Raw genomic sequence first — 21,235 nt, 5'->3', positions numbered from 1 at the left:
CCCCCTTGCCCAGCGGCAGGGCTGGCATCTCATCGAGCTGAGTGACCAACCGGACCGCAAGCTGGCCATCCTGCCAGTCGAGCTGGACCGATGCCAACCCAGGCCAGGACTTGAGCTCGACGTTGCCTTGGAGCCCAGCCACCTCGCTGTGCCAGGGCAACCCTGGAATGTCATTGAGTGTCTGTTGCAGGGCGGCCAGCCCCTCTCCCGGCAGGGGCGGAATCGACGCCAGAGCGGGCAGCAAGGGCTGCAGGTCGGGCGGCGTCAGCATCAACTGCCACAGATCCTGGGCCAGCGGCACTATGTGCGCCCCTTTGCTGGCCTGCGCCGGGCTCAGCACACCGCGCATGCCCGCATCCTCCGCCACTATCTGCAGCAAGGGGGCACTCAGGGCAAGCTGCAGCTTCTGGCCCTTGGCATTGAGCAGACGCGGATGCTGGGCGAGCACAGGCCAGAGTTCATCCGGCAAGCGACTCATGTTGCGCGGCAGCAGCCGCACCAGCGCCCAGTCCTCCTCATCGAGCAGGGCTGCATATTGCGTGGAGAGCAGACCGGGATCGACCCGGCGACCCGCGGTCCACTCTCCCTTGGTGCTCTGTTTCTGGATCTTGCATTCGAGCTCGGGCCCTTCTGCATGTAACAGCCAGACCAGTTGCTCCTTGTTTTTTCGCCCCCCGCTGGCGCGTCCCAGCCCTTGCAGCCAGTTGAGCCAGCTGGCCGATGCCGCCCCCTTGTCATCGTCATCCTCATCTCCGCTCGCTTGTACGTCAGGGACAAGACGATCGAGGGGGCCTTGCCTGGCCGCCTGGCCGAGCAATTGGCGCAGCAGATCCTGACAAAACCCCATCAGGCGATGGCGAGGCGCCACGCCGAGCAGCTCGTCCAGATCCCACTTGTGCAAGATGGCGACTTGTGGGCTCTGACCACCGTGGCGGGCCAGGGCACAGAGATCGAGCCAGAGGTAGCCCCAGTGCAGTTCGTCGGCGGGCAGTTGCAAGGTATCAAACAGCCCCACCGCTTGACCGTGGCGATCCCCCGCCCACTGGGCGATCAGATCCTGCAGCAAGGGTTGCTGCTGGCCCAGGCTGCGCTGCCACAACTTGCGCTGGCTGCTGGCAAGCTCGGGATCCGCCTGCTGCAACCAGCCAAGCCAGAGCAGCGTCATGAAATTATGTGGATACTGACCCTTGCCATGGCGTGACTGCCACTGACTGAGGGCACTCATCAACGCCTCTGCCAGAGGCGCACTCCCCCCTCGCTCAGCCAGGGTCATCAGCTCTGGCCAACCATTGGGGTGATCGGGAACCCTGTCTTGTGGCACCGCGCTCTGCTCCCCCCCGTCATCGCACAGCCAGTGCCATTGGGCAGCCAGCTGTTGATAGCAGGGCTGCAACTCGGCCGCCACTGTCACCTCAGCCAGGGGCCAGGGGGACGGTGGACAATCGAGGCTCGTCTGCAGGGCGAAGTGTTCGAGCAGGATACGCTGCCACTGGGGACTGGCTCCGGCGAGCAGGGCGTGGGACTCGGGTACGTCGAGCAGGGCCAGCAGATCGGCACCATTGAGATAGGCTGGCGGCTCGCCGTCAGCCCCCAGACAGAGGGAGCGCACCAGGGCCTGAACGGGATCCTGGCCGGTCAGGCTAGGTACCCGCGACCAGTCAGGCATGGGACAGTGTCCCTGACGAACTCCGAGGATCAGCGCCAGTGTTCCCTCGGCACTCAGACTCCAGAGCTGCTCGCCCCGCAGCCGGATCAGTCCCTCGTCGTGCAGCTGCGTCAACTTGTCGATCAACACCTGGCCCAGCGGCAGCTGTTCTTGCAGATAGCGGGTACTCACGGCACGCTGCAACTGCAGCTCGCCGAGCAAGGCATAACAATCTGGAGACAAGGTTGGTGCAGACATCAAGACTCACGCGAAGGAGCAAAAGCGGAATTTTACCGGGAAAGCGCCTTCGGCTCGACCCTTAACCATGAAATAACGCAAATAAAATGGCTTGCCCCGGAAATGCCCGTTCATCCGGATGGGCGTTTTCGCAGCAAAGAGATGGAGTCAGTGCATGCTGATGAGAAGATAAAGGCGGGAACGTGCGGGGATAACGACTCTTGGGCGCGGCCAGGGCCGGCAGGCAATGAACCAGAGCTGTCTGTCTCTTTCATGACAGCGCCCTGGTTCATCGGGCAGAGAAGGTGCTTAGGACGTCAACTCATCCAGGCGCGCACTCAAGGCCGCCAGCTGGGCACGCAACTCGCTGATTTCCGTCTCCAGGGTTTCGACACGCTCACCGAGCACCGAGTTGAAGGCGCGAGCGCCGCTGCTGCCAGGTTGGCGCCCTGAGTCGGCACTCACTTCGTCACTCGCGACCCCGGTCACCTCGCCACTGAACAGGTGGGCAAAGCGGGATTCCCGTTTACCGGGTTCACGGGCCAGCTTGACCACATAGGGCCCCTGTTCCATCAGCTCATTCAATACGATGTCGACCTGAGTCACATCCTCAAACTGGCAGAGCCTGTTGGTACGAGAGCGCAACTCACCCGGCGTTTGAGGGCCACGCAGCAACAGCTCGCAGACGATACCCAGCGCCTGGGCATCGAACTTGAGATCGCCAAATTCGGTATTGCAGAACCTGTGCTGATAACGCGGCACCCGGGCGTTGAAACCGGCGGTATTGACCACCAGCCGCTTGCGGATCAGCTCGTCGACCACGGCGCGGATCTGCAGCTCTTCGAGCTCCAGCACGGGATCTCTGTTGCTCTTCTGGTTACAGGCATTGACCAGAGCATTGAGAGACAGTGGGTATTGATCCGGCGTGCTGATCTCTTTCTCGATGAGGCAACCTATCACCCGGGCTTCTAATGGGCCTAATACCAACTCCATTGCAGACTCCCTTTATAAACAAGATATTGCGTTCAGTGCCCTATCTTATCCCGCGGGAGCCCCCCGTCCAGCCTGGCGCCCTGATTTTGCGATAAAGCCATGGCCTTGGCGAAACAAACAGCAGCCCCGGCCATATCTCAATCAATCCCTCGCACATCCATGCAGTCGGCGGCGGCCCCCATCGCCATTCCCCAGCGCCGCTGCCAGCTAAGGCGCCTGTATCGCCGCTGAGCTGGCCGAAACCGCGGGCCGTTTCTCCAGTGCAGTGGCCACAGAGGCCGCCTTGCCCGTCAGCAGGGGATCGGCCGGATAGAGCAGCAATGCTTGCTGGCGCAGGGCCTTGGCCTCCTCCTCCCGCCCCAGGGCATTGAGGGCAACTATCATGTTGGCGTAGATATTGGCTCTCGGGGTATGGCGCACAAACTCCTGACCCCAGTCAAGATAGGCCATCAGCTCCTGCTGGTTGTGGGCTTGCAAGCCCACTAGGAGACGCACCGAGTTGACGTCGAACTCGACTCGGGTCAGCCAGGCGAGGGGATTGACTACTTCCAGCAACAAGGCGGGCTGCTTGTAGCCACCCCGCTCATATTTGGTCACGACCCAAGCGGTGTGAATGGCGGTGAGCATGAAAGGCACGACCAGCAGAGGTATGCCAATGGCCAGAAAACGCAGCAGCAGCCAGGGACGATAGACATGTTCGCGCCAATCAGGCCCTGGCGCTTGCTCCTCCACCTCGCTATCTAGCACGAACAGCAGCAACAACAAGACCCACCAGAGAACGATGGCGTGGTAGAAGGGATACTCCGTCTGGCTGTGCAGCAATATGGGTGTGACCAGGGCCAGCAGAGCCAGCCCCTGGCGCCAGCGGGTCTGGCTCAGGCGCCACAAGATAGCGCCGCCCATCAGCAGCATGCCCAGCATAGGGACTATGCCCCCCTCCACCGCCCAGTAGAGAAACTCGTTGTGGGGGTGATCCAGGTTGTATTCAATCTGCACCATCTCTGGCTGCAGCGCCTTGTCAGCCATGTAGTGATGCAAGAATACCGACTCAAAACTGCCATAACCCCAACCACTCCAGGGGGCCTGCATGATGAGCTTGATGGCATAGGGCCAGTAGATGGATCTCATGCCGCCGGACTGATAGACCTCAAGCCCTCGTTTGGCCCCGGCAATCAACAACTGGGATGCCAAACCCAGCAAGATGCCGAGTGCGACCAGCAGCAATACCCTGGTAGCCAACTTGCGCTCTTTCAGCATGGGCAGCAGCAAGATCACGCCGAGCAAAGCGCCAAGCTGCCCCACCCGAGACTGCAAGACCACCAGCAGCAGGGGGCACGCCAGCATGAGGCCATAACGTAACCCTGTGAGCCAGGGCCCCGCCAGCCGCCCCCTCCCCTCCAGCCAGGCCGCCAATACCAGACCGGTCGCCATGAAGCTTGCCATCACATTGGGCTGCTGGAAGATGCCATAGGGGCGATTGTTGCGGGTGTCATAACCGAGCCAGTTGCCCGGCACCAGCAGGTAATACTCTATCAGCCCGAGGAGCGCCTCAATCGCTACGGCGCCCAATACCAGATAGAGCAAGCGCTCACGCCTGCCTGCATCCAACGCCCACTGGTAGAGGCAAGAGAGGAACAGCATACCGGCAAAGAGCCCCAGCAAACGGGGAATGGCATAATCCTTTAACTCAAAACCGGGATAGGCCATGGGCAACAGCAGCAGGAGAGCCCCCACCCAGAACCAGCCCTGCAAAGATGACCAGATTAGCCGCTGACGCAGAGTGACTTGCCAGAGCCCCAGCCCAATGGCCAGGCTGGCAAACATCCAGCCCCAGGCATTGAACGGCAGGTAGAGGCCTGAGCCGCCGGGGTTGTGCATGAAGAAATGCATTCCCAACAAAAAATAGAGCGCGAAGAGTCCAAAAAATCCTTTTTCCAGCATCTGGCCAGCATCCTGAGATTGTCTATTCACCCAGCATAACCCTTTGTCTCAAAAAATAAAAAGAGGGCCTAAGCCCTCTTTCATCATGCAGATATGGTGTTACTTGGCGCTGCCTTGTTCGCGGAAGGCATAACGCACCAGCACTATGCCGACCCCCAGCATGCCACCCAGCAAGGTGGCCAATACCACAATCAAGGGGCGCTTGGGTTTATCGCGAGACAGGGGCTCACTGGGCGATGCCAAATATGCGAAAGAGTGGAATGGCAGCTCTTCGAGCTTGATGGCCTGGAGACTGCTCAATTTCAGGCGCAGATCGCTCAGGGCCGGGTTCAGAATATCGGGGTTGTCGATCTCCTTTAATACCTTAAGCTTCTCGGCCAGGGCGCGGGAACCCCATTCGATGGCGAAGCCATCCCGTGCATTGAGGTTTTCAACCGGAGAGTCTATTCCGGCAGCACGGCTAATGCGCAGACTGTATTGGGTGCGAAGGACATCGTCTTGCAACTGCTTGAGGGTGTCGGCCCTGGCACTCTCATACTGGGTCTGCAACGTCTTGAGCCGGTTCTGCCAGATGGTATCCAGTTCCTTACCCTTGGCGGCAGACTCCAGACTCTGGATAAAGTCGATGTATTGCTCCAGACGCAGCTTAGCCTCTTCTGCCGTGCCCGCAGCGAAGGAGAGGATGATATTCTCGCTCAGCTTGTCCGGGGCCTTGGCATCGATCCCTTCGGCCATCTTCTTGAGCAGCAAGCGCTTGCCTTTTTCCTCCGTCAGCTCGGATTTGGCAGCCTCGGCGTCGAGATAACCCTTTTCTGTCAAAAATTGGCGTTTATTGTTGAAGCTATTGAAATTATTGATGAAGTCATTGTAGAGCGCCTTCTTGTCAAAGGCGGTGAAGGCGGTCTCCGGTACCTGGGCGTTCATCAACTGGTTGATATTGAGCTCGAGCGACTCTATCTCCTTGAGCGTCGGCTGCTTTATCTCGGCCTGGCTGACCCAGACTTGCGGCGCCAGCAAGGCATAGGCGATGCCACAAGCCGCAAACAGACCAGCGACACCGAGGATAAGCAGCTTGCTGCGCCAGAGCGTAATGACAAGCTCTCTCAAATCAATCTCATCACTGGCTCGGCTTTGAGACCAACCTGGCGGTAATGCCGTTTGCTGGGTAGACAAGGTAGGATCTTGATTGCTCATGCTGTCATATTTCTCTTATTTGGAAACTGGATGGGTTGATCGGCTACGGCAAGGATTGCAGCGAATTATGCCGATTCAAGCCTGTTGATAGTAACCACGATACCAGTCGATAAAGGTTTTGACACCTGCTGCCACCGTCATCTGTGGTTGATACCCGACGGCATCGAACAGACCCCGGGTATCGGCCCAGGTGGCATGTACATCACCAGGCTGCATCGGCATCATATTCTTGATGGCCGGTTTGCCGATGGCATCCTCCAACGCCTCGATAAAGTCGAGCAGTCGTACCGGACTGCCATTACCAATATTGAACAGACGGTAGGGGGCTGAACTTTGATCCCTCGCACCTTGGCTCGTCGTCCACTCAGGGTTGGCTGCCGGCACATGATCCGCCACCCGCATTATCCCCTCGACGATATCATCCACATGGGTAAAGTCGCGCGACAGCTGGCCCTGGTTATACACATCGATGGGCTCGCCCGCCAGGATAGCCTTGGTGAACTTGAACAGCGCCATGTCGGGTCTGCCCCAGGGGCCATAGACGGTAAAGAAACGCAGGCCAGTGGTGGGAAGGCCATAGAGGTGGGAGTAGCTGTGCGCCATCAGCTCATTGGCCTTCTTGCTGGCCGCATAGAGCGAAATGGGGTGATCCACGCCATCTGTGGTGGCGAAGGGCATCTGATCATTGAGGCCATAGACCGAGCTGGACGAAGCGTAGATTAAATGGCCGATACCATGATGACGGCACCCTTCCAGTACAGTGAGCTGCCCCACCAGATTGCTGTCGGCATAGGCAAAAGGATTATCGAGGGAATAGCGCACGCCCGCCTGGGCAGCCAGATGAACAACCCGTTCGAATCCTTCATCGGCAAACAGCTTGGCCATGCCTGCACGATCGGCAAGATCCAGTCGGATAAATCGAAAACCAGGTAGAGGGGCCAGCTGCGCGAGGCGTGCCTCCTTGAGGCTCACCTCGTAATAATCATTGAGGTTATCGATACCGATCACCTCATGGCCGTCAGCGCAGAGTCGCTGCACCAGATGAAAGCCAATAAAACCAGCGGCGCCTGTGACCAGATACTTCATGGGAACACCTTCAATAGCCTTGGGATAAACCACCTCTACAGCGTGTAGATGTGGCCTCAATCATTGCGTTCTGCTCAGTCGCTACCAAACAGATCCCGGGTATAGACCTTTTCTGCGACATCGCCCAGCTCGCTTGCCATGCGATTGGAGAGGATCACATCGGATATCTGCTTGAACTCTGCCAGATCTGTGATGACCCGGGAGTTGAAGAAGGTCTGCTCTTTGAGCGCGGGCTCAAACACCACCACCTCGATCCCTTTTGCCTTGATCCGCTTCATCACCCCTTGAATGGCAGAGGCGCGGAAATTATCGGAACCCGATTTCATGATCAAACGATAGACACCGACCACTTTGGGGTTGCGACGAATGATGGAGTCGGCAATGAAGTCTTTGCGGGTGGTATTGGCATCGACAATGGCCCGTACCAGGTTGTTGGGCACATTGTCATAGTTGGCAAGCAGCTGCTTGGTATCCTTGGGCAAACAGTAACCACCATAGCCAAAGGAGGGGTTGTTATAGTGACTGCCGATGCGCGGATCCAGCCCCACCCCTTCGATGATCTGGCGACTGTCCAGACCATGAGCCTGGGCATAGGTATCCAGCTCGTTGAAGTAGGCCACCCTCATGGCGAGGTAGGTATTGGCAAACAGCTTAATTGCTTCCGCCTCGGTGCTGTCCGTCAGCAGTACCGGCACGTCCTGCTTGACGGCGCCGCCCTGCAGCAGGGCGGCGAACCGCTCAGCCCGCTCGGAGCGCTCCCCCACTATGATGCGCGAGGGGTGCAAGTTGTCATGAAGTGCCCGCCCCTCTCGCAAGAACTCTGGTGAAAACATCAAGTTATCACAATCAAGTTCTTCTTTGAGCGCCTTGGTATAACCCACTGGAACGGTAGATTTGATCACCATCACCGCCGTAGGATTGATGGCCATCACATCCCTGATCACCGCCTCGACCGAGCGGGTATTGAAATAGTGGGTATCGGCATCGTAATCGGTCGGGGTCGCTATGATGACAAAATCAGCCCCTTGATAGGCGTGATGCTTGTCCAGGGTGGCCGTCAAATTGAGCGGCTCGTGAGCAAGGTAATGCTCAAGCTCGGCATCGGCGATGGGAGACTTGCCCTGGTTGATCAAGTCAACCTTTTGGGCGACCAGATCCAGCGCGACCACTTCATTATGCTGTGCAAGCAACACGGCATTGGACAGACCGACATAGCCGGTCCCCGCTACGGCAATTTTCACCATGGGTTACCTTATTGATTAAATTAAGGTTCTTATTTTGAATCAGCAATTGTGCCACAAAATTACGGTCTTCCCCTAATTCAGAATGGCGGGAAAAGAGGTGCAGTAGCATCCTTGTCAGACAGTAGCACCGGGGTATCAGCCAACATTGGCCAAGTAATAGCCAATTCCGGAGAGTTCCAGCGAAAACCACACTCCCCCGCCGGAGAGTAGTAGTCACTGCATCGATAGAGGACATCGGCACCCTCGCTCAATACATAGAAACCATGAGCAAAACCGGGGGGGATCCACATTTGGTCGCCATTCTCCTCTGACAGGAACTGGCCAACCCACTTCCCATATGAAGCTGATCCCTGACGTACATCGACCGCCACATCGAAGATGATGCCACGAACGACTCTCACCAACTTTCCCTGTGGTTTATCCACTTGGTAGTGAAGTCCACGCAGGGTGCCCTGCTTGGAGTAACTGTGATTATCCTGATACCAGGAAGAAAGGGCCACAGTGGCGCTCAAACTCATCCTGACGCAGGGTTTCCATAAAATAGCCTCGTTCATCCCTGTGGCGAGTTGTGCGCAGCAGTTTGACCTCGGGAATAGCAAGGAATTGGTATCTCATAAATATCTTCAATTTAAAAATGAGGGTGGTTGCGCTACCACAAGATCTGAAGAGTGGCCAGCTACCTCTTTCAAGCAGGCAGCACCTGCTGGCTACTGACCAGGGTCACCGGATAGAGCCGAGTTGCCGAACCGCCGGTCAATATCATGCCTTTACTCTGGGTCATGACGTACCTTGGGTTGAATGAAGAAGAGGCTATGGAAGAGGCAGTTCATCAGGCCCATCGGGTTGTGCCCTCTGGCTGGCCAGCCACTCCGTCATCTGCGTTTGCCATAACGGCAGCTCGATGCGAAAAACACTGGAGAACAATCGGCAGTCTAGCCTGGAATTGAGAGGGCGGCACGCAGCCTGAGGCCAATGCGCCGAAGAGATGGGGGCAACGTCAACCAGCTGCACCAAGTGCCCAAATCGACACGCTTCTCGCACCAGGGCAGAGGCAAAACCGTGCCAGCTTGTCTCCCCCTGACAGCTCAGATGATACAGCCCTCTCTTGTTCGGCTCTTTCAACACTTGCACCAAGGCAAGCACTACTGCACTTGCCAGCCAATGAACCTGGGTAGGCGCTCCCCATTGATCATCCACCACCTGAAGAGACCCTCCTTCTCTGGCGCGGCGAAGTATGGTCCGCGAAATGCCTCCCCTCCCCACCATAGAGCCAGCTGGTTCGAAGGAGCAAGTGGTTAGGGCATAGCGCTTTTATTGCCTGCTCACCGGCATACTTGCTGGCGCCATAGACATTGAGAGGGCAAGGTTTGTCCATCTCAGTCCAGGGCTTGCTTCCACTGCCATCGAACACATAGTCGGTAGAGAAATGTACCAGCAAGGCGCCCCGCGCATTTGCCTCCCGGGCAAGGGTTGCCACGGCTGCGTGATTGGTTCGCTCTGCGAGTTCAGGCTCTGATTGCGCAAGATCGACCGCCGTATAGGCCGCCCCATTGATGATGACATCCGGATAATGGCGATCCAGGGTGCTAATCAGGGAGAACGGATCGGCGATATCACACTCGTCTCGCCCTAAAGCAAGCATCTGCCAGTGAGGCTGCTGGATACAGAGAGCAGAAGAAAGGGCTCGCCCCAACTGGCCACGAGCCCCCAACAACAAAATGCGCATCAGGGATTACCGTGCGCCAAAACCAGTCAGTATGGTTCGAATAGTCTTGAACACGATGAGTACATCCAGCCAGAGCGAGAAGTGCTTGATGTAGTAAAAATCATGTTCAATTTTGATGCGGGTATCATCTGCATCAGCGGCATAGCCGTGCACCACCTGTGCCCAGCCACTGATCCCTGGTCGCACTATGTGACGATACATATAGAAAGGGATCTCCCATTCAAACTGATCAACAAAGGTCCGTTGTTCCGGCCTTGGCCCAATCAGACTCATGTCACCTTTCAGTACATTGAAGAACTGGGGCAGCTCATCGATACGCAGCTTGCGGATCACCTTGCCTACCTTGGTGACACGCATGTCCCCATCCTGGGCAAACTGGGCACCATGTTGTTCTGAGTTCTGGCACATGCTGCGAAATTTGTAAATTTGAAAATCCTGATTGCCCTTCCCCACGCGATTTTGCAGGAACATCACGGGGCCCGGGCTCTCCAGCTTGATGAGGATTGCCGTCACCAGCATCAAGGGCGAAAACAGAGGTATCGCAATCACCGCCGCCAGTATGTCCATCCCTCTTTTAACGAAGGCATAAATAGGAGATGGCAGTAGCGAGCCAAGCTGGTTTTCATGGAGGTGGTCTATTTTCACTCGACCAGTGAGGGTTTCGCTGATCTGCTTGATGTGATAGACGGGAATATGGGCCAGGGCACACCGAGCCAGGAAACGCTCCCACTCACCGGCCAGCTTTTCATCCCGCAAATCGGCCACTACAGCGTCATAACGCACGGCGCCCAGATCAGGCTTGTCCAGAAGACGCCACTGCACGCAGGTATGCTGCGTAAGAGGTTGATAGTCACCAAAGGGCAGCAATGCATACTTGGGTGTCCGGTAACGGCGACCGATAAAATAGGCAAGCCAGCAGCAGAGCAGTGCCACCACATATGACTCGAACAATACCTGCCGGCTGTAAGGCAGGCGCAGGAAGAAGAGAATACCGACTAGGGCGCCATAGAGGGTGGTCACCGTGGGGATCATATAGGCAACCGGACTGGCTCCCGGGTAGCGCAGGAAGCGGTGCAACACGATCCCGGTCAGCAGAAACGCTACAAAAGCACCTGCCAGGGTGTTGACTCTTACTGCATCAAGCCTTTCCCAAAAATCCCAACCCCAGCGCTCAATGGCCGGCAAACACACAGCAAGCAAAGCTCCAAACAGAAAAAGGGAGGGAGGGCTGAATAACACACGCTCATACCAGCGTGAATGACGGCGTTGATAACTCAATGTATTACTCCATGAGCGTGAAAGTTGTTCAAATTGATTTATGAAAGACTATTTTAAATCGATCCTTTCAAATAACCAAGACACTGATTAACAATTAACTTCGCGCTCTCTACACTATGTGACTCGGCATAGCAGCGAAGCTCTGGTGCATTACCTGAAGGGCGAAGATGCAATACATCCCCACCGAAGAATACAACTCTCAATCCATCGGTTTGATCAACCAATACTATCTGATGCTTATCAAAGTGAAGTTCCGACATTAACAATGAAATATCGGAAACACCCAGCTCAATTATTTTATTACTTTTCTCCCTGGGGAAATCCTTGATTCTATCCGAGTAAGTAAATCTTTGGGGAAGTTCACTGACCATTGCTGATATTTTTGATAATTGAGCACTAACAAACAATATCAATGCTGGTAAGACAGCATCTCTGGTCGGCAAGGGAGCCAATGGTTGGCCATTAAACTCTACATGACTGCCCAGCAAAAAACCGCCATTGGCTTCGAAACCGGCAACAGAGGCATATTTGAGATTCAATTCTGAAAATGCCTCCAATACATATGGCGAGCCAATCTTTGTATGCGTGACACTTTGAAATTTGCCACAAGCACTCACTGCTGTATTGCAGCTAATAGGAATCGCAACGGCTTCTATACCTAATTGGGCAGCACATAGCAGACCCAATATATCGCCTCTCAACCAATTTCCTGATTCGTCAGCCACTAAAGGCCGGTCACCATCACCATCCGTAGAAAAAATGGCATCGAGATTGTGCAACTGGGACCATTTCTTGGCCTTGTCTTGATCGGCTTCAGAAACGGCCTCGGTATCGATAGGTACAAAATGCTCAGTGCGCTCAAGAGAGATGACTTCAGCACCTAATCTTTCAAAGAGTACTGCATAGATATCACGCCCCGCACTCGAGTGCTCATAAATACCGAGTCTCATGCCAGCAAGCGGCGGATTGTCGAAAAGTGAAGTATAACGCTCCATATAAGCAGCAGCAGCATCAGTTCTTGGTTCCAAGCACAGCTGATTATTTTCAACCGAGAAAGTTTCCTCTGCTGAAAGAATAGCCAATTCATCACACTTGGAAATCTCGCCATCAGGGCGATAGAATTTTAGCCCATTACGATCAAATGGAATATGGCTTCCTGTCACCATGATGCAAGGTATCGCATCAGTCATGGCTTTATATGCCAGTGCCGGTGTGGGTATTACACCGTAATAGACGGGTTCAAGCCCCATCATTTCCAAAGCCGCAGCACATGCCATCGCCATGCCATAACTGCTGGGTCTATTGTCAACGGCCAAGGCGACTTGATTAAAGCGGTAGGAGGACTTCATTACCGCAATAAAGGCATAAGTAAATGCAATGCATACTTCTGGTGTAAAATCTGTGACAAGACCTCTGGCGCCGCTGGTACCAAACTCAATGCCACTTTGTTTTATGACATTCTTGCTTACAAGACATTGCTGATTAATCATACCCACCCCCATCAACGCGACCATATTTATCACTTAAACGAATAATGTCATCCTCATCGAGATATTTACCTGAGCGGATCTCGATCAACTCGAGATCAACCTTTCCAGGGTTTTCAAGAGAATGTATTGCGCCAATAGGGATAAAGGTTGACTCATTTTCGGTGATCAGAAACTCTCGTTCCGCATTGGTCACTTTGGCCGTACCTGAAACCACAATCCAGTGTTCAGCCCTATGATGATGCATTTGTGTTGATAAACGTTCACCGGGCCTGATTAATAATTTTTTAACTTGGTAACCGTCACCATCATCAATGGAGTCATATTGTCCCCAAGGCCTGTAAACCTCACGGTGAGTACTATATTCCTTCCGGCCACAAAGCTTGAGCTCTTCAACAATGGATTTAACATCTTGTACCTTGTCTTTGCTTGACACAAGAATAGCATCCTTTGTTTGAATGATGACCAGATTGTCCACACCTATGGTGGAAACGAGAACAGATTCGGCAGAAACATAGTTATTATGACTTTCGTTCAAAATAACGTCACCACGACTGACATTGCCGCAGGCATCTTTATCCGATATTTCCCACAAGGATGACCATGAACCTACATCATTCCAACCAGCATCCATTGGGATAACAACCGCATCCGAAGTTTTCTCCATAATGGCATAGTCAATAGAATCACTGGGACATTGCCTGAATTCATCATTGTTGATCCGGATAAAGTCCAGATCACCTCTGACATCATTCATTGAAGCCACGCATGCATCATATATATCAGGACGCGATAGTTTCAACTCTGACAGATAACGGCGAGCACTGAACATAAACATGCCGCTGTTCCAGTAATACTCACCACTTTCCAGATAGCTCTTGGCAACATTCACATTCGGCTTTTCGACAAACCGATTGACACAATATGCCTTCTCTCCATCCCGGGAAGCATCCAGTTCACTACCGCGATGAATGTAGCCATAACCCGTCTCTGGCGCATTTGGAACAATTCCGAACGTGACCAATTTGCCAGACTCTGCAAACGGAATGGCACTGTTAATCGCATTGGTAAATGCCTGTTGATCCTTAATCAAGTGATCTGCAGCCAGTACCAACAATATCGGGTCATAGGCATCATCAGCACTGTTCAGACTCTGTATTGCAGCCAACGCTATTGCCGGGGCAGTATTTCTCCCTATCGGCTCAAGAATGATGTTATTGGCAAGAATATCGAGCTGGCGAAGTTGTTCGGCCACAATAAAACGATGCTTTTCATTGCACAAGATCAGGGGTGCGGTACATTCGATATCAGCAAGCCTGTTTACAGTCTCTTGCAGCATTGAATTATTGCCATACAAGTTTAGAAACTGTTTTGGAAAATGCTCACGAGACATGGGCCAAAGCCTGGAGCCAGAGCCTCCAGCCATGATTACGGGAATAACAGCCATATTAATTTTCACTTCTTGCCAACAAGTTATCAAGCCATGTAGATAAGGACAACGAATCTACACTCAGCGCGGAATTCGACATTTTATCCAAGTACTGAACACATTGTGACTCAGACCATCGCACTCCGGTATTCCTATCAATGATAATAACTTCTTTCATATCTGCATGACAAAGAACAGCAGCATTTGTCGTTACCAATTTATGACCATCACCCAACGTCTCCCACGTTCGCATGGTGAGACCAGTTTGATTGGCATTATGTATGTCTATGACATATTCACTATGCTCAGCCACATCAGTAATTTTATTCCTTGCCAGTGGCTTGAATGTGAGCCAATCCTTAGGAGCCGTGCGCAAGGCAGGATCGAGAAGATAGTAAAATGCAAATTGCAATTTACTCTGGAAAAATATTTTCACATATACATTGTTATCATTTTCATGGGAAAAAATATGTTGCAAGACAGCTACACGGTCACCGTGATAACTGCCAATAAAACTATATTTATACTTCTTATCGACAGTCACGTTGCGGTTTTTATTATCGGAATAGAACAATGGCAAATAGCGATAGCCATATGCCTTGCAATCGGAAAGGTCAAATGTATATGACACATCAGCTTTGGCAGCTAATAAAGGAAAAGTTTTTATATTAGATATTGAATCCCAGCTATAACAGGTCACCCTTACTTTGGGATTGATTTTTTTTATTTCCTCAATGAAGTAAGGAGCGATACAGGTTCCCTTGACAATAATGACTTCAGCGATGTCAGAAAGCTTGTCGGAAATAGCATAAAAAACTTTCTCACTATATTTTCTGGCGGAAACATGGGCATATCCAAGAATATTAAACTTTATCAATGCCTTTGCTACAGAGGTGCATTGTGGCCGGTCAGAGAAAGAGAACACCGACGCGTAGCGGCGTTCAAGTTCTGCTGTAAGTAGAATTTTATAATCAAAAAAATCCGGGCATATCAACACAGCACTAGCATTACTTCGCATCAACAGTCACCCATTGCCCACGTTGAAAGTCAAACTGTTTAATCACTCTTGCCGGATTGCCTACTGCAATGGAGTTTGCTGGTATATCTCTGGAAACCACTGAATTTGCACCGATGATGGAGGACTTGCCAATTGTGACACCAGGTAATACCACCACACCTTCCCCAAGCCAAACATTTGACTCAATGACAACCGGCTTGGTATGTAATGTCCGCTCCCTGCAGATTGAATCAGGATGAGAGTGCTCAACCCCGCTATAGCTGCCATGATTGAGGTCGGTGATAAAAACTCGACTGGCAATCAATACATCATTGCCGATCATAATACTTTCAGCCGCAGCAATATGGACAGAATCATTAATCTGGCAATTATTACCGATGATGATGTTCATTCCTTCTGAACCATGTGCTTCTAGCCTACAATATCTTCCTGTAGTAAATCCCAGACCAACGTCGATATGTTTCTTACCCCGGCATTCAAATGGGGTACGTATCACTTTTGCATTACGGAATCTTAACTTGGTGAGGATAACCTCCATTGCCAACCTGATACACCCCAAAAAACCGTAGTGAACTATATAAAATCCCATACCTTACTCCATCAACTCCTGATATACGCACAAGGTATCTTGATAGCATTTTTCCCAAGAGAATTTTTTTGCTTGCACCAAACCGTCTGCTATCAGTTTTTTTCTAAGCGCTTGCGACTCAAGTTGAGTAAAAGCAGCCCTGAATGCATCTACAGTAGCACCCTTAACTAACAGTGCTGCATCGCCTGCGACCTCGGGTATTGAAGAAGTATGTACAGCGACAACAGGACATCCCGAACGCATGGCCTCTGCTACCGGTATACCAAATCCTTCATAGCTTGATGGATAAAATAGGCAATAAGCCTTGTTGTAGAGCTCATTTAATCCACTATCAGAAATACGTCCCAGCCACTCATACCTGCCAGGAATGCACTCTTCCAACAATGCTCTTTCTTCAGGTGTCAGAGCCCCCCCTCCCACAATAGTGAGCTTCAAGTAGGGAAATAGGTTCAGAGTACGAACAGCAAGCGTAAAGTTCTTATACCAACCACGAGCTCCCACAAAAATAACGCTAGAGTCTTTCTGTACACCCTGGATCGGAAAGTAGGACTCAGAAACTCCGTTGTAAACAACTCGAATTTTATCTCTCTCAATAGGACAAAAACGCATCAGGTCATCGGCAGTGTTTTGAGAAACACAAATCACCAAGTCGCTGTTTCTGATCGCCCTAAATTTCTGCCAAGAGTGCATCCAACGGGCAGGGCCTTTCCGGTACAACTCATAAGTAAAGTCATGTACGGTGGTTACTGTCCTGACGTTGCGAGTAGGTAGCCTGTAATGGGTAGAGTGGAAGATAATATCATCACCAAACTGAGATGTGTCTACATCACGCCACCTTTCCAAGAAACGTTGGTCTCGTTTCACTAAACTACAATTCGCATCATGCAAAGAAACATTTTCCCCCATGACAGGAAAGAAACGTATATATGTCAGAGAAACCTTTTTATCTTGCTGTAGAAAAGAAAGGAACTGGTTAAAATATACCGTGCAACCACCGTTATTTTGTAAGCTTTCAATAATCCCATCTATAACCAACTTCATAATGTATTATTTTCCTTATGGAGTGTTTTTTCTTTTCTTGTTTTATCTAATAGATAGAAAACACTGACCGCGAGCATAAATAATGATGGGCTAAAATAGCCAACCCCTCTAACAAAAAACTCCAGTGAACTTGTTATTATTACAGTCGCAGCAAAAAGATCCTTCTTACTCTCTATTTTTTGGGTGCGAATCTTTCTGAATAATAAGAACAATGTAACAAGGTAGAAAACCAACAATATCAAGCCAAACAACCCGAACTCACCAATGACTTTAGGTGCAGTAGAACCACCATCAAACTGATTTATATCAAAACCTAACAACTGATATAGTTTCTCACTCACATCACCGGTTAAGGTTGTTATACCAAATTGCTGAAAACCACCACCTAACCAGGACCCGGTAAGTGTCTTTATGGCGTTATCCCATCCTTGATATAGAACAAGAACTGAAAGGTTATCACTGCTACCAGAAAGTGACAGGCGATCACTAAAATAACTAAGTTTATCTGCATCAATAAAAATGACCAGCACACTCACCACAAGTAATAGTGAGCACAGTGACAAAAATAAATTATTTCTCGTTGAGAGTAAATAAGCAATGAGAACGGCCAACATCATTGTCATATTTTGAATATATGCAGCCCATCCTGCAACAAAGAGCAGTATTAATATGCCTTTTACTCTCGTTGTCGTTAGGCAATAGTAAGAGATAAACGGCGCGACAACTAGTGCAAAGTGGGATGGTTCTAAATAGATGAAAGAAGGTTTTGCTAAGCCGGTGCCAAAAAAATCAATCTGACTCAAAGATATCAATCCATTAAAAAACAGAATTATTGATATCACCATACAAGATTTGTAAAAATATTCATTACTCACCATTTTTAGTGATGTAGAAATTGATAATGCACAGCACAGCATCAAACTGAATGTTATGTAACTCAACATAAAACGATTCAAATCAATATAATTGAAATGAAATCGAAGCATGTTTACCATATAAAAGTGCAGCATTATAAATAACAAAAAAACATCAATAAAATAATGTTTTTCACGCTACATTCTGAACGAGAATCACTCCTGCGCAGGAGTGAAAGTATGAACAGTGCAATTAAAAATATAACTGATGAACAGAGGATTCCAATAGAGAAAGATGAAGCAAGTTTAAAAACCATCAGCATTGATGGTAGTGCCATTATCATGAACCACCCAGATGGTAATAGCACTGGAAAACTAGAGACCTTCATATTACATTTTCAACCCGTCAAGAATACCTTTACAAATAGCGCTGCGCAGTTCAGGATTTTTTATTGTCAACATTCGAACAATCCTAGTCGCCAGCGTATATGAAAGGCTGATAACCTTTTTTATTCCTCTAATGTTTTTCTTGATGAAATAGATACGATTTCGAGTGAGATGATACATACCAAAATGTGAGATATCCCCTCCAGTAGAGCTGCCCACCTTGTGGTAGATCAAGGCATTCGGGATTAATTCAACTAGAAAACCTGATTGAACTATACGATATAGAAAATCAGTATCATCATAATAAGCAAAGTAGCGTTCATCCATAAGCCCGACACGTTCCCATACATCACAAGAGATCATGAGAAAGCAGGTAGGTGCATAAGTGAAACATTCACGTCTGATGGTTTTAGGCTGATACACTTCATCAATCATGAAATGTGGGGCAACCGCCCTGAGCTCATCGATTTCTCCACCTGCGTACCAGATATTACCAGCAGGATAATTCAGAATAAGCGGACTCAAGACCTTCACATTATCATCAATTGCTACCTTGACCAGTTCCGAAAATACAGTAGATTGTTCAAACAACAGATCGTTGTTAATAAATACTATATAGTCACAATCATCACGCCCTGCGGCAAGTGCCCCCTGATTGTTTCCGGCAGCTACACCGACATTGTTGCCCTGATTGTCGATAAAGGTAGTTTCAATACCATACTGAGCGGCCAGCTCTCGTGCCAGATGCAGTGATTCGGGTTTAGAGCTGTTATCTATCACATAGAGGATAAAGTTTTTATAATTCTGGCATGCAAGGCTTTTAAAAAAGTCGGGTAACACTTCAGGTGTATTATAAAGGACCGTAATAAGACCTATTTTTGACGAATACACTATACTCTCTCCCATACATGCTTATCAAAATTATACTTTTTGATTACTCTTGCAGGATTCCCAGCGACTACGCTGTAGTCATCTACATTTTTAGTGACGACAGATCTTGCTCCTACGATGCAATTACGACCTATTGTTACACCTGGATTTATATGTGAACCGAAGCCAATAAAACTTCCGTCACCTATCAACACCGGCATACATACATCTTCTATTCTGTCACCTATTTTATTGGCTGCGAACACGTCATTATATGGATGGACAACATCTACAATAGAACATCCGCCAGTAATAGATACATTATCACCTATTGATATATTGCATCGAGCAACGATATGAACATACTGTTCTATATTAACGTTATTTCCAATTTTTATTACTATATCATTCTGTGGGTCAACGACTTCTAATCTAACGCCATCTCTAATAAAAACATTATCACCTACAGAAATATGCTTATGATTGGATATTAGCATAGGTTTTATTATTCTACTTTTGTGGCCAAAGCTATGCATAAGAATCTTGTACTTTAGCTGACTATATATCAAGAACATGCCATTTATTATCTTGTCAAAGTACATATTTAACTCACCCATTTATTAGATTGGGAATCATATTTTTTAATTATTTTAGCCGGATTTCCTGCGATCATTACATAACCAGGAAATGATTTAGTCACAACCGCACCAGCCCCAACAATACACCAGTCTCCTAGAGTGACATTCGGCATAATTTTACAGCCAAAGCCAACGAATACATTTTCACCTAGAATTATTGGCCCTTTATCATAGGACTCTTGCTGCATTATTGGTCCTGACTGTGGATCTAATCCGTGTGAGAGTGTACTTAAATACACATAGTCACTTAAAACAGCACCCTCCCCGATTATAATTTGAGAGCCAGTATGTATATTTGCAAATCTACCAACATACACATTCTTATTTATTTTTATATTAGAGTTTGAATTACCTGTAACGATAAATGTAGCAGCATTATGGATGAAAACATTATGAGGTGATATATCAACTCTCTTATCTAGGAAAAATCTATATTTAATTTTATATATCAAGTTGATCAATCGTCCAACCATGAATCACACCTCGAGAATTTTTTTAATATTTTTTGCTTTTCTCAACACCAAATATCCACCTATTATTAGAGCTAGAACTGATACGAAATTTAGCATATAAATTAAAATATCTATGCTTTCTTTTTTCGCCTCGACTAAACCGATAATAAAAATGAACGTTGACAGTGGATATATTAAGAAAATAAATTTATATCTAATAAAATAACTATGTTCATCTAGTATATTTAATAATTTAAATGAATATATAAATAGTATTAGGGAAGCTGAAATAGCCAGCCCTATAGGTACCGCATACATTCCATAGGAACTAATTAGAAAAATAGTTAATACAACGCTAATGACACTTTCTATTAGTGGATAGTGCATTATTTTATTCTGCTTAGCTTGAGCTATATATAATAGACCCAGTGGAGCACCAACTAACCTAACAAGATTAACAGCCATCAAAGATATAAATATATTTTCTACATGGATAGATATAGAATCTCCTACCCATAAACTCAAAATGTATGGCCCGATATAAAATGCTATTATTATAGAGATTATAGATAACCACATAACAATAAAAGTTAGGTTGTATATTAATATGTTTAGATTTTTTGAAGAGTCACTTCTATTAGAGAGCTTCACCAGCGGCTGTATTATTGGTGACATCGCGGCATTAATACATCCTACAGCAGCGGTTACTAAGCTCATTCCCAATGAATAATATGCAAACTCATTAAAAGCATATTTCCCTACTAAGATCCCATTTAACCCGACCAACATAAAGGAAGCTAAATTAAAGACACTTATACCAATGAAATATGAAAAAAAATTTCCAAACCTGTACTCAAAATCATCTTTTGATGGTTGATTATCTAGAGTGTTCCTGAAAAAAGAATATGATATATATATCGTCAAGTAAGATAAAATATTAATGACTAGATATACATATGACATTACTTTAATGCCATATTGTGCCGATATTACAATGCAGGCACCTAATATAACTCTTGACAATAGATTTATCATTGCTGGGATATCATTTCTCTCTATCCCAGTAAAAACCCACTAAATACAGACGATATTAGACCAATGACAAATGATATAGCTACAACAAAAA

Annotated in this window: 17 protein-coding genes and 3 pseudogenes; all 20 read right to left on the bottom strand. The window is 48.9% G+C overall.

Annotated features, from left to right (window positions below; all coding sequences use genetic code 11):
- Positions 1-1,903: pseudogene (locus G113_RS10420) on the bottom strand (DEAD/DEAH box helicase); the annotation flags it as partial.
- Positions 1,904-2,191: 288 nt separating this feature from the next.
- Positions 2,192-2,875, bottom strand: coding sequence for a YceH family protein (locus G113_RS10415; protein ID WP_005900681.1), 684 nt, complete (start codon positions 2,873-2,875; stop codon positions 2,192-2,194).
- A 207-nt stretch (positions 2,876-3,082) separates the two neighbouring features.
- Complete coding sequence (locus G113_RS10410; protein WP_005900679.1) at positions 3,083-4,816, bottom strand: PglL family O-oligosaccharyltransferase; 1,734 nt, start codon at positions 4,814-4,816, stop codon at positions 3,083-3,085.
- 99 nt (positions 4,817-4,915) lie between these two features.
- Positions 4,916-5,923 carry an LPS O-antigen chain length determinant protein WzzB gene (locus tag G113_RS10405; protein WP_005900677.1) on the bottom strand — a complete coding sequence of 336 codons (1,008 nt, stop codon included), beginning with the start codon at positions 5,921-5,923 and terminating at the stop codon, positions 4,916-4,918.
- 162 nt (positions 5,924-6,085) lie between these two features.
- Positions 6,086-7,096, bottom strand: a complete 1,011-nt coding sequence (locus G113_RS10400; RefSeq protein ID WP_005900675.1) for an NAD-dependent epimerase — start codon at positions 7,094-7,096, stop codon at positions 6,086-6,088.
- A 74-nt stretch (positions 7,097-7,170) separates the two neighbouring features.
- The gene (locus G113_RS10395) at positions 7,171-8,337 is read right to left on the bottom strand and encodes a nucleotide sugar dehydrogenase (RefSeq protein WP_005900673.1); all 1,167 of its coding nucleotides are present in this window, start codon (positions 8,335-8,337) and stop codon (positions 7,171-7,173) included.
- 80 nt (positions 8,338-8,417) lie between these two features.
- A complete protein-coding gene (gene rfbC, locus G113_RS10390) occupies positions 8,418-8,858 on the bottom strand; it encodes a dTDP-4-dehydrorhamnose 3,5-epimerase (RefSeq protein ID WP_005900671.1) in 441 nt (146 codons plus the stop codon).
- Positions 8,859-9,025: 167 nt separating this feature from the next.
- Positions 9,026-9,121, bottom strand: a complete 96-nt coding sequence (locus G113_RS21030) for a sugar phosphate nucleotidyltransferase (RefSeq protein WP_005900667.1) — start codon at positions 9,119-9,121, stop codon at positions 9,026-9,028.
- Positions 9,122-9,150: 29 nt separating this feature from the next.
- Positions 9,151-10,066: pseudogene (gene rfbD, locus G113_RS10385) on the bottom strand (dTDP-4-dehydrorhamnose reductase).
- Positions 10,067-10,072: 6 nt separating this feature from the next.
- The gene (locus G113_RS10380; RefSeq protein WP_236611747.1) at positions 10,073-11,146 is read right to left on the bottom strand and encodes a sugar transferase; all 1,074 of its coding nucleotides are present in this window, start codon (positions 11,144-11,146) and stop codon (positions 10,073-10,075) included.
- Positions 11,147-11,397: 251 nt separating this feature from the next.
- Positions 11,398-12,834: a phosphomannomutase gene (locus tag G113_RS10375; RefSeq protein WP_169510551.1), complete on the bottom strand. Its 1,437-nt coding sequence runs from the start codon at positions 12,832-12,834 to the stop codon at positions 11,398-11,400.
- The gene (locus tag G113_RS10370; protein ID WP_005900657.1) at positions 12,827-14,278 is read right to left on the bottom strand and encodes a mannose-1-phosphate guanylyltransferase/mannose-6-phosphate isomerase; all 1,452 of its coding nucleotides are present in this window, start codon (positions 14,276-14,278) and stop codon (positions 12,827-12,829) included. Before G113_RS10370 ends, G113_RS10375 begins: the two co-directional genes overlap by 8 nt.
- A 1-nt stretch (position 14,279) precedes the next feature.
- Entirely contained in the window at positions 14,280-15,281 is a 1,002-nt protein-coding gene (locus G113_RS21345; RefSeq protein WP_161618911.1) for a CgeB family protein, read from the bottom strand.
- Positions 15,268-15,867, bottom strand: a complete 600-nt coding sequence (locus G113_RS20570; RefSeq protein ID WP_005900652.1) for an LbetaH domain-containing protein — start codon at positions 15,865-15,867, stop codon at positions 15,268-15,270. The genes G113_RS21345 and G113_RS20570 overlap by 14 nt, the downstream gene beginning before the upstream one ends.
- A 3-nt stretch (positions 15,868-15,870) precedes the next feature.
- Positions 15,871-16,908, bottom strand: coding sequence for a glycosyltransferase family 4 protein (locus G113_RS10360; protein ID WP_005900650.1), 1,038 nt, complete (start codon positions 16,906-16,908; stop codon positions 15,871-15,873).
- A complete protein-coding gene (locus tag G113_RS10355; protein ID WP_152436014.1) occupies positions 16,905-17,711 on the bottom strand; it encodes a hypothetical protein in 807 nt (268 codons plus the stop codon). Before G113_RS10355 ends, G113_RS10360 begins: the two co-directional genes overlap by 4 nt.
- A 441-nt stretch (positions 17,712-18,152) precedes the next feature.
- Complete coding sequence (locus G113_RS10350; RefSeq protein WP_005900646.1) at positions 18,153-19,055, bottom strand: glycosyltransferase family 2 protein; 903 nt, start codon at positions 19,053-19,055, stop codon at positions 18,153-18,155.
- A 23-nt stretch (positions 19,056-19,078) separates the two neighbouring features.
- Positions 19,079-19,228, bottom strand: a pseudogene (locus G113_RS22155) (DapH/DapD/GlmU-related protein); the annotation flags it as partial.
- 395 nt (positions 19,229-19,623) lie between these two features.
- Positions 19,624-20,130, bottom strand: a complete 507-nt coding sequence (locus tag G113_RS22070; RefSeq protein ID WP_005900642.1) for an acyltransferase — start codon at positions 20,128-20,130, stop codon at positions 19,624-19,626.
- A gap of 3 nt (positions 20,131-20,133) precedes the next feature.
- Positions 20,134-21,144, bottom strand: coding sequence for a polysaccharide biosynthesis protein (locus G113_RS21025; RefSeq protein ID WP_152436012.1), 1,011 nt, complete (start codon positions 21,142-21,144; stop codon positions 20,134-20,136).
- Positions 21,145-21,235: the final 91 nt, after the last annotated feature.

Origin of the sequence: Aeromonas molluscorum 848 (assembly GCF_000388115.1) — a bacterium.
GTDB lineage: Bacteria > Pseudomonadota > Gammaproteobacteria > Enterobacterales > Aeromonadaceae > Aeromonas > Aeromonas molluscorum.
This window is presented reverse-complemented; position numbering and strand designations above follow the sequence as displayed.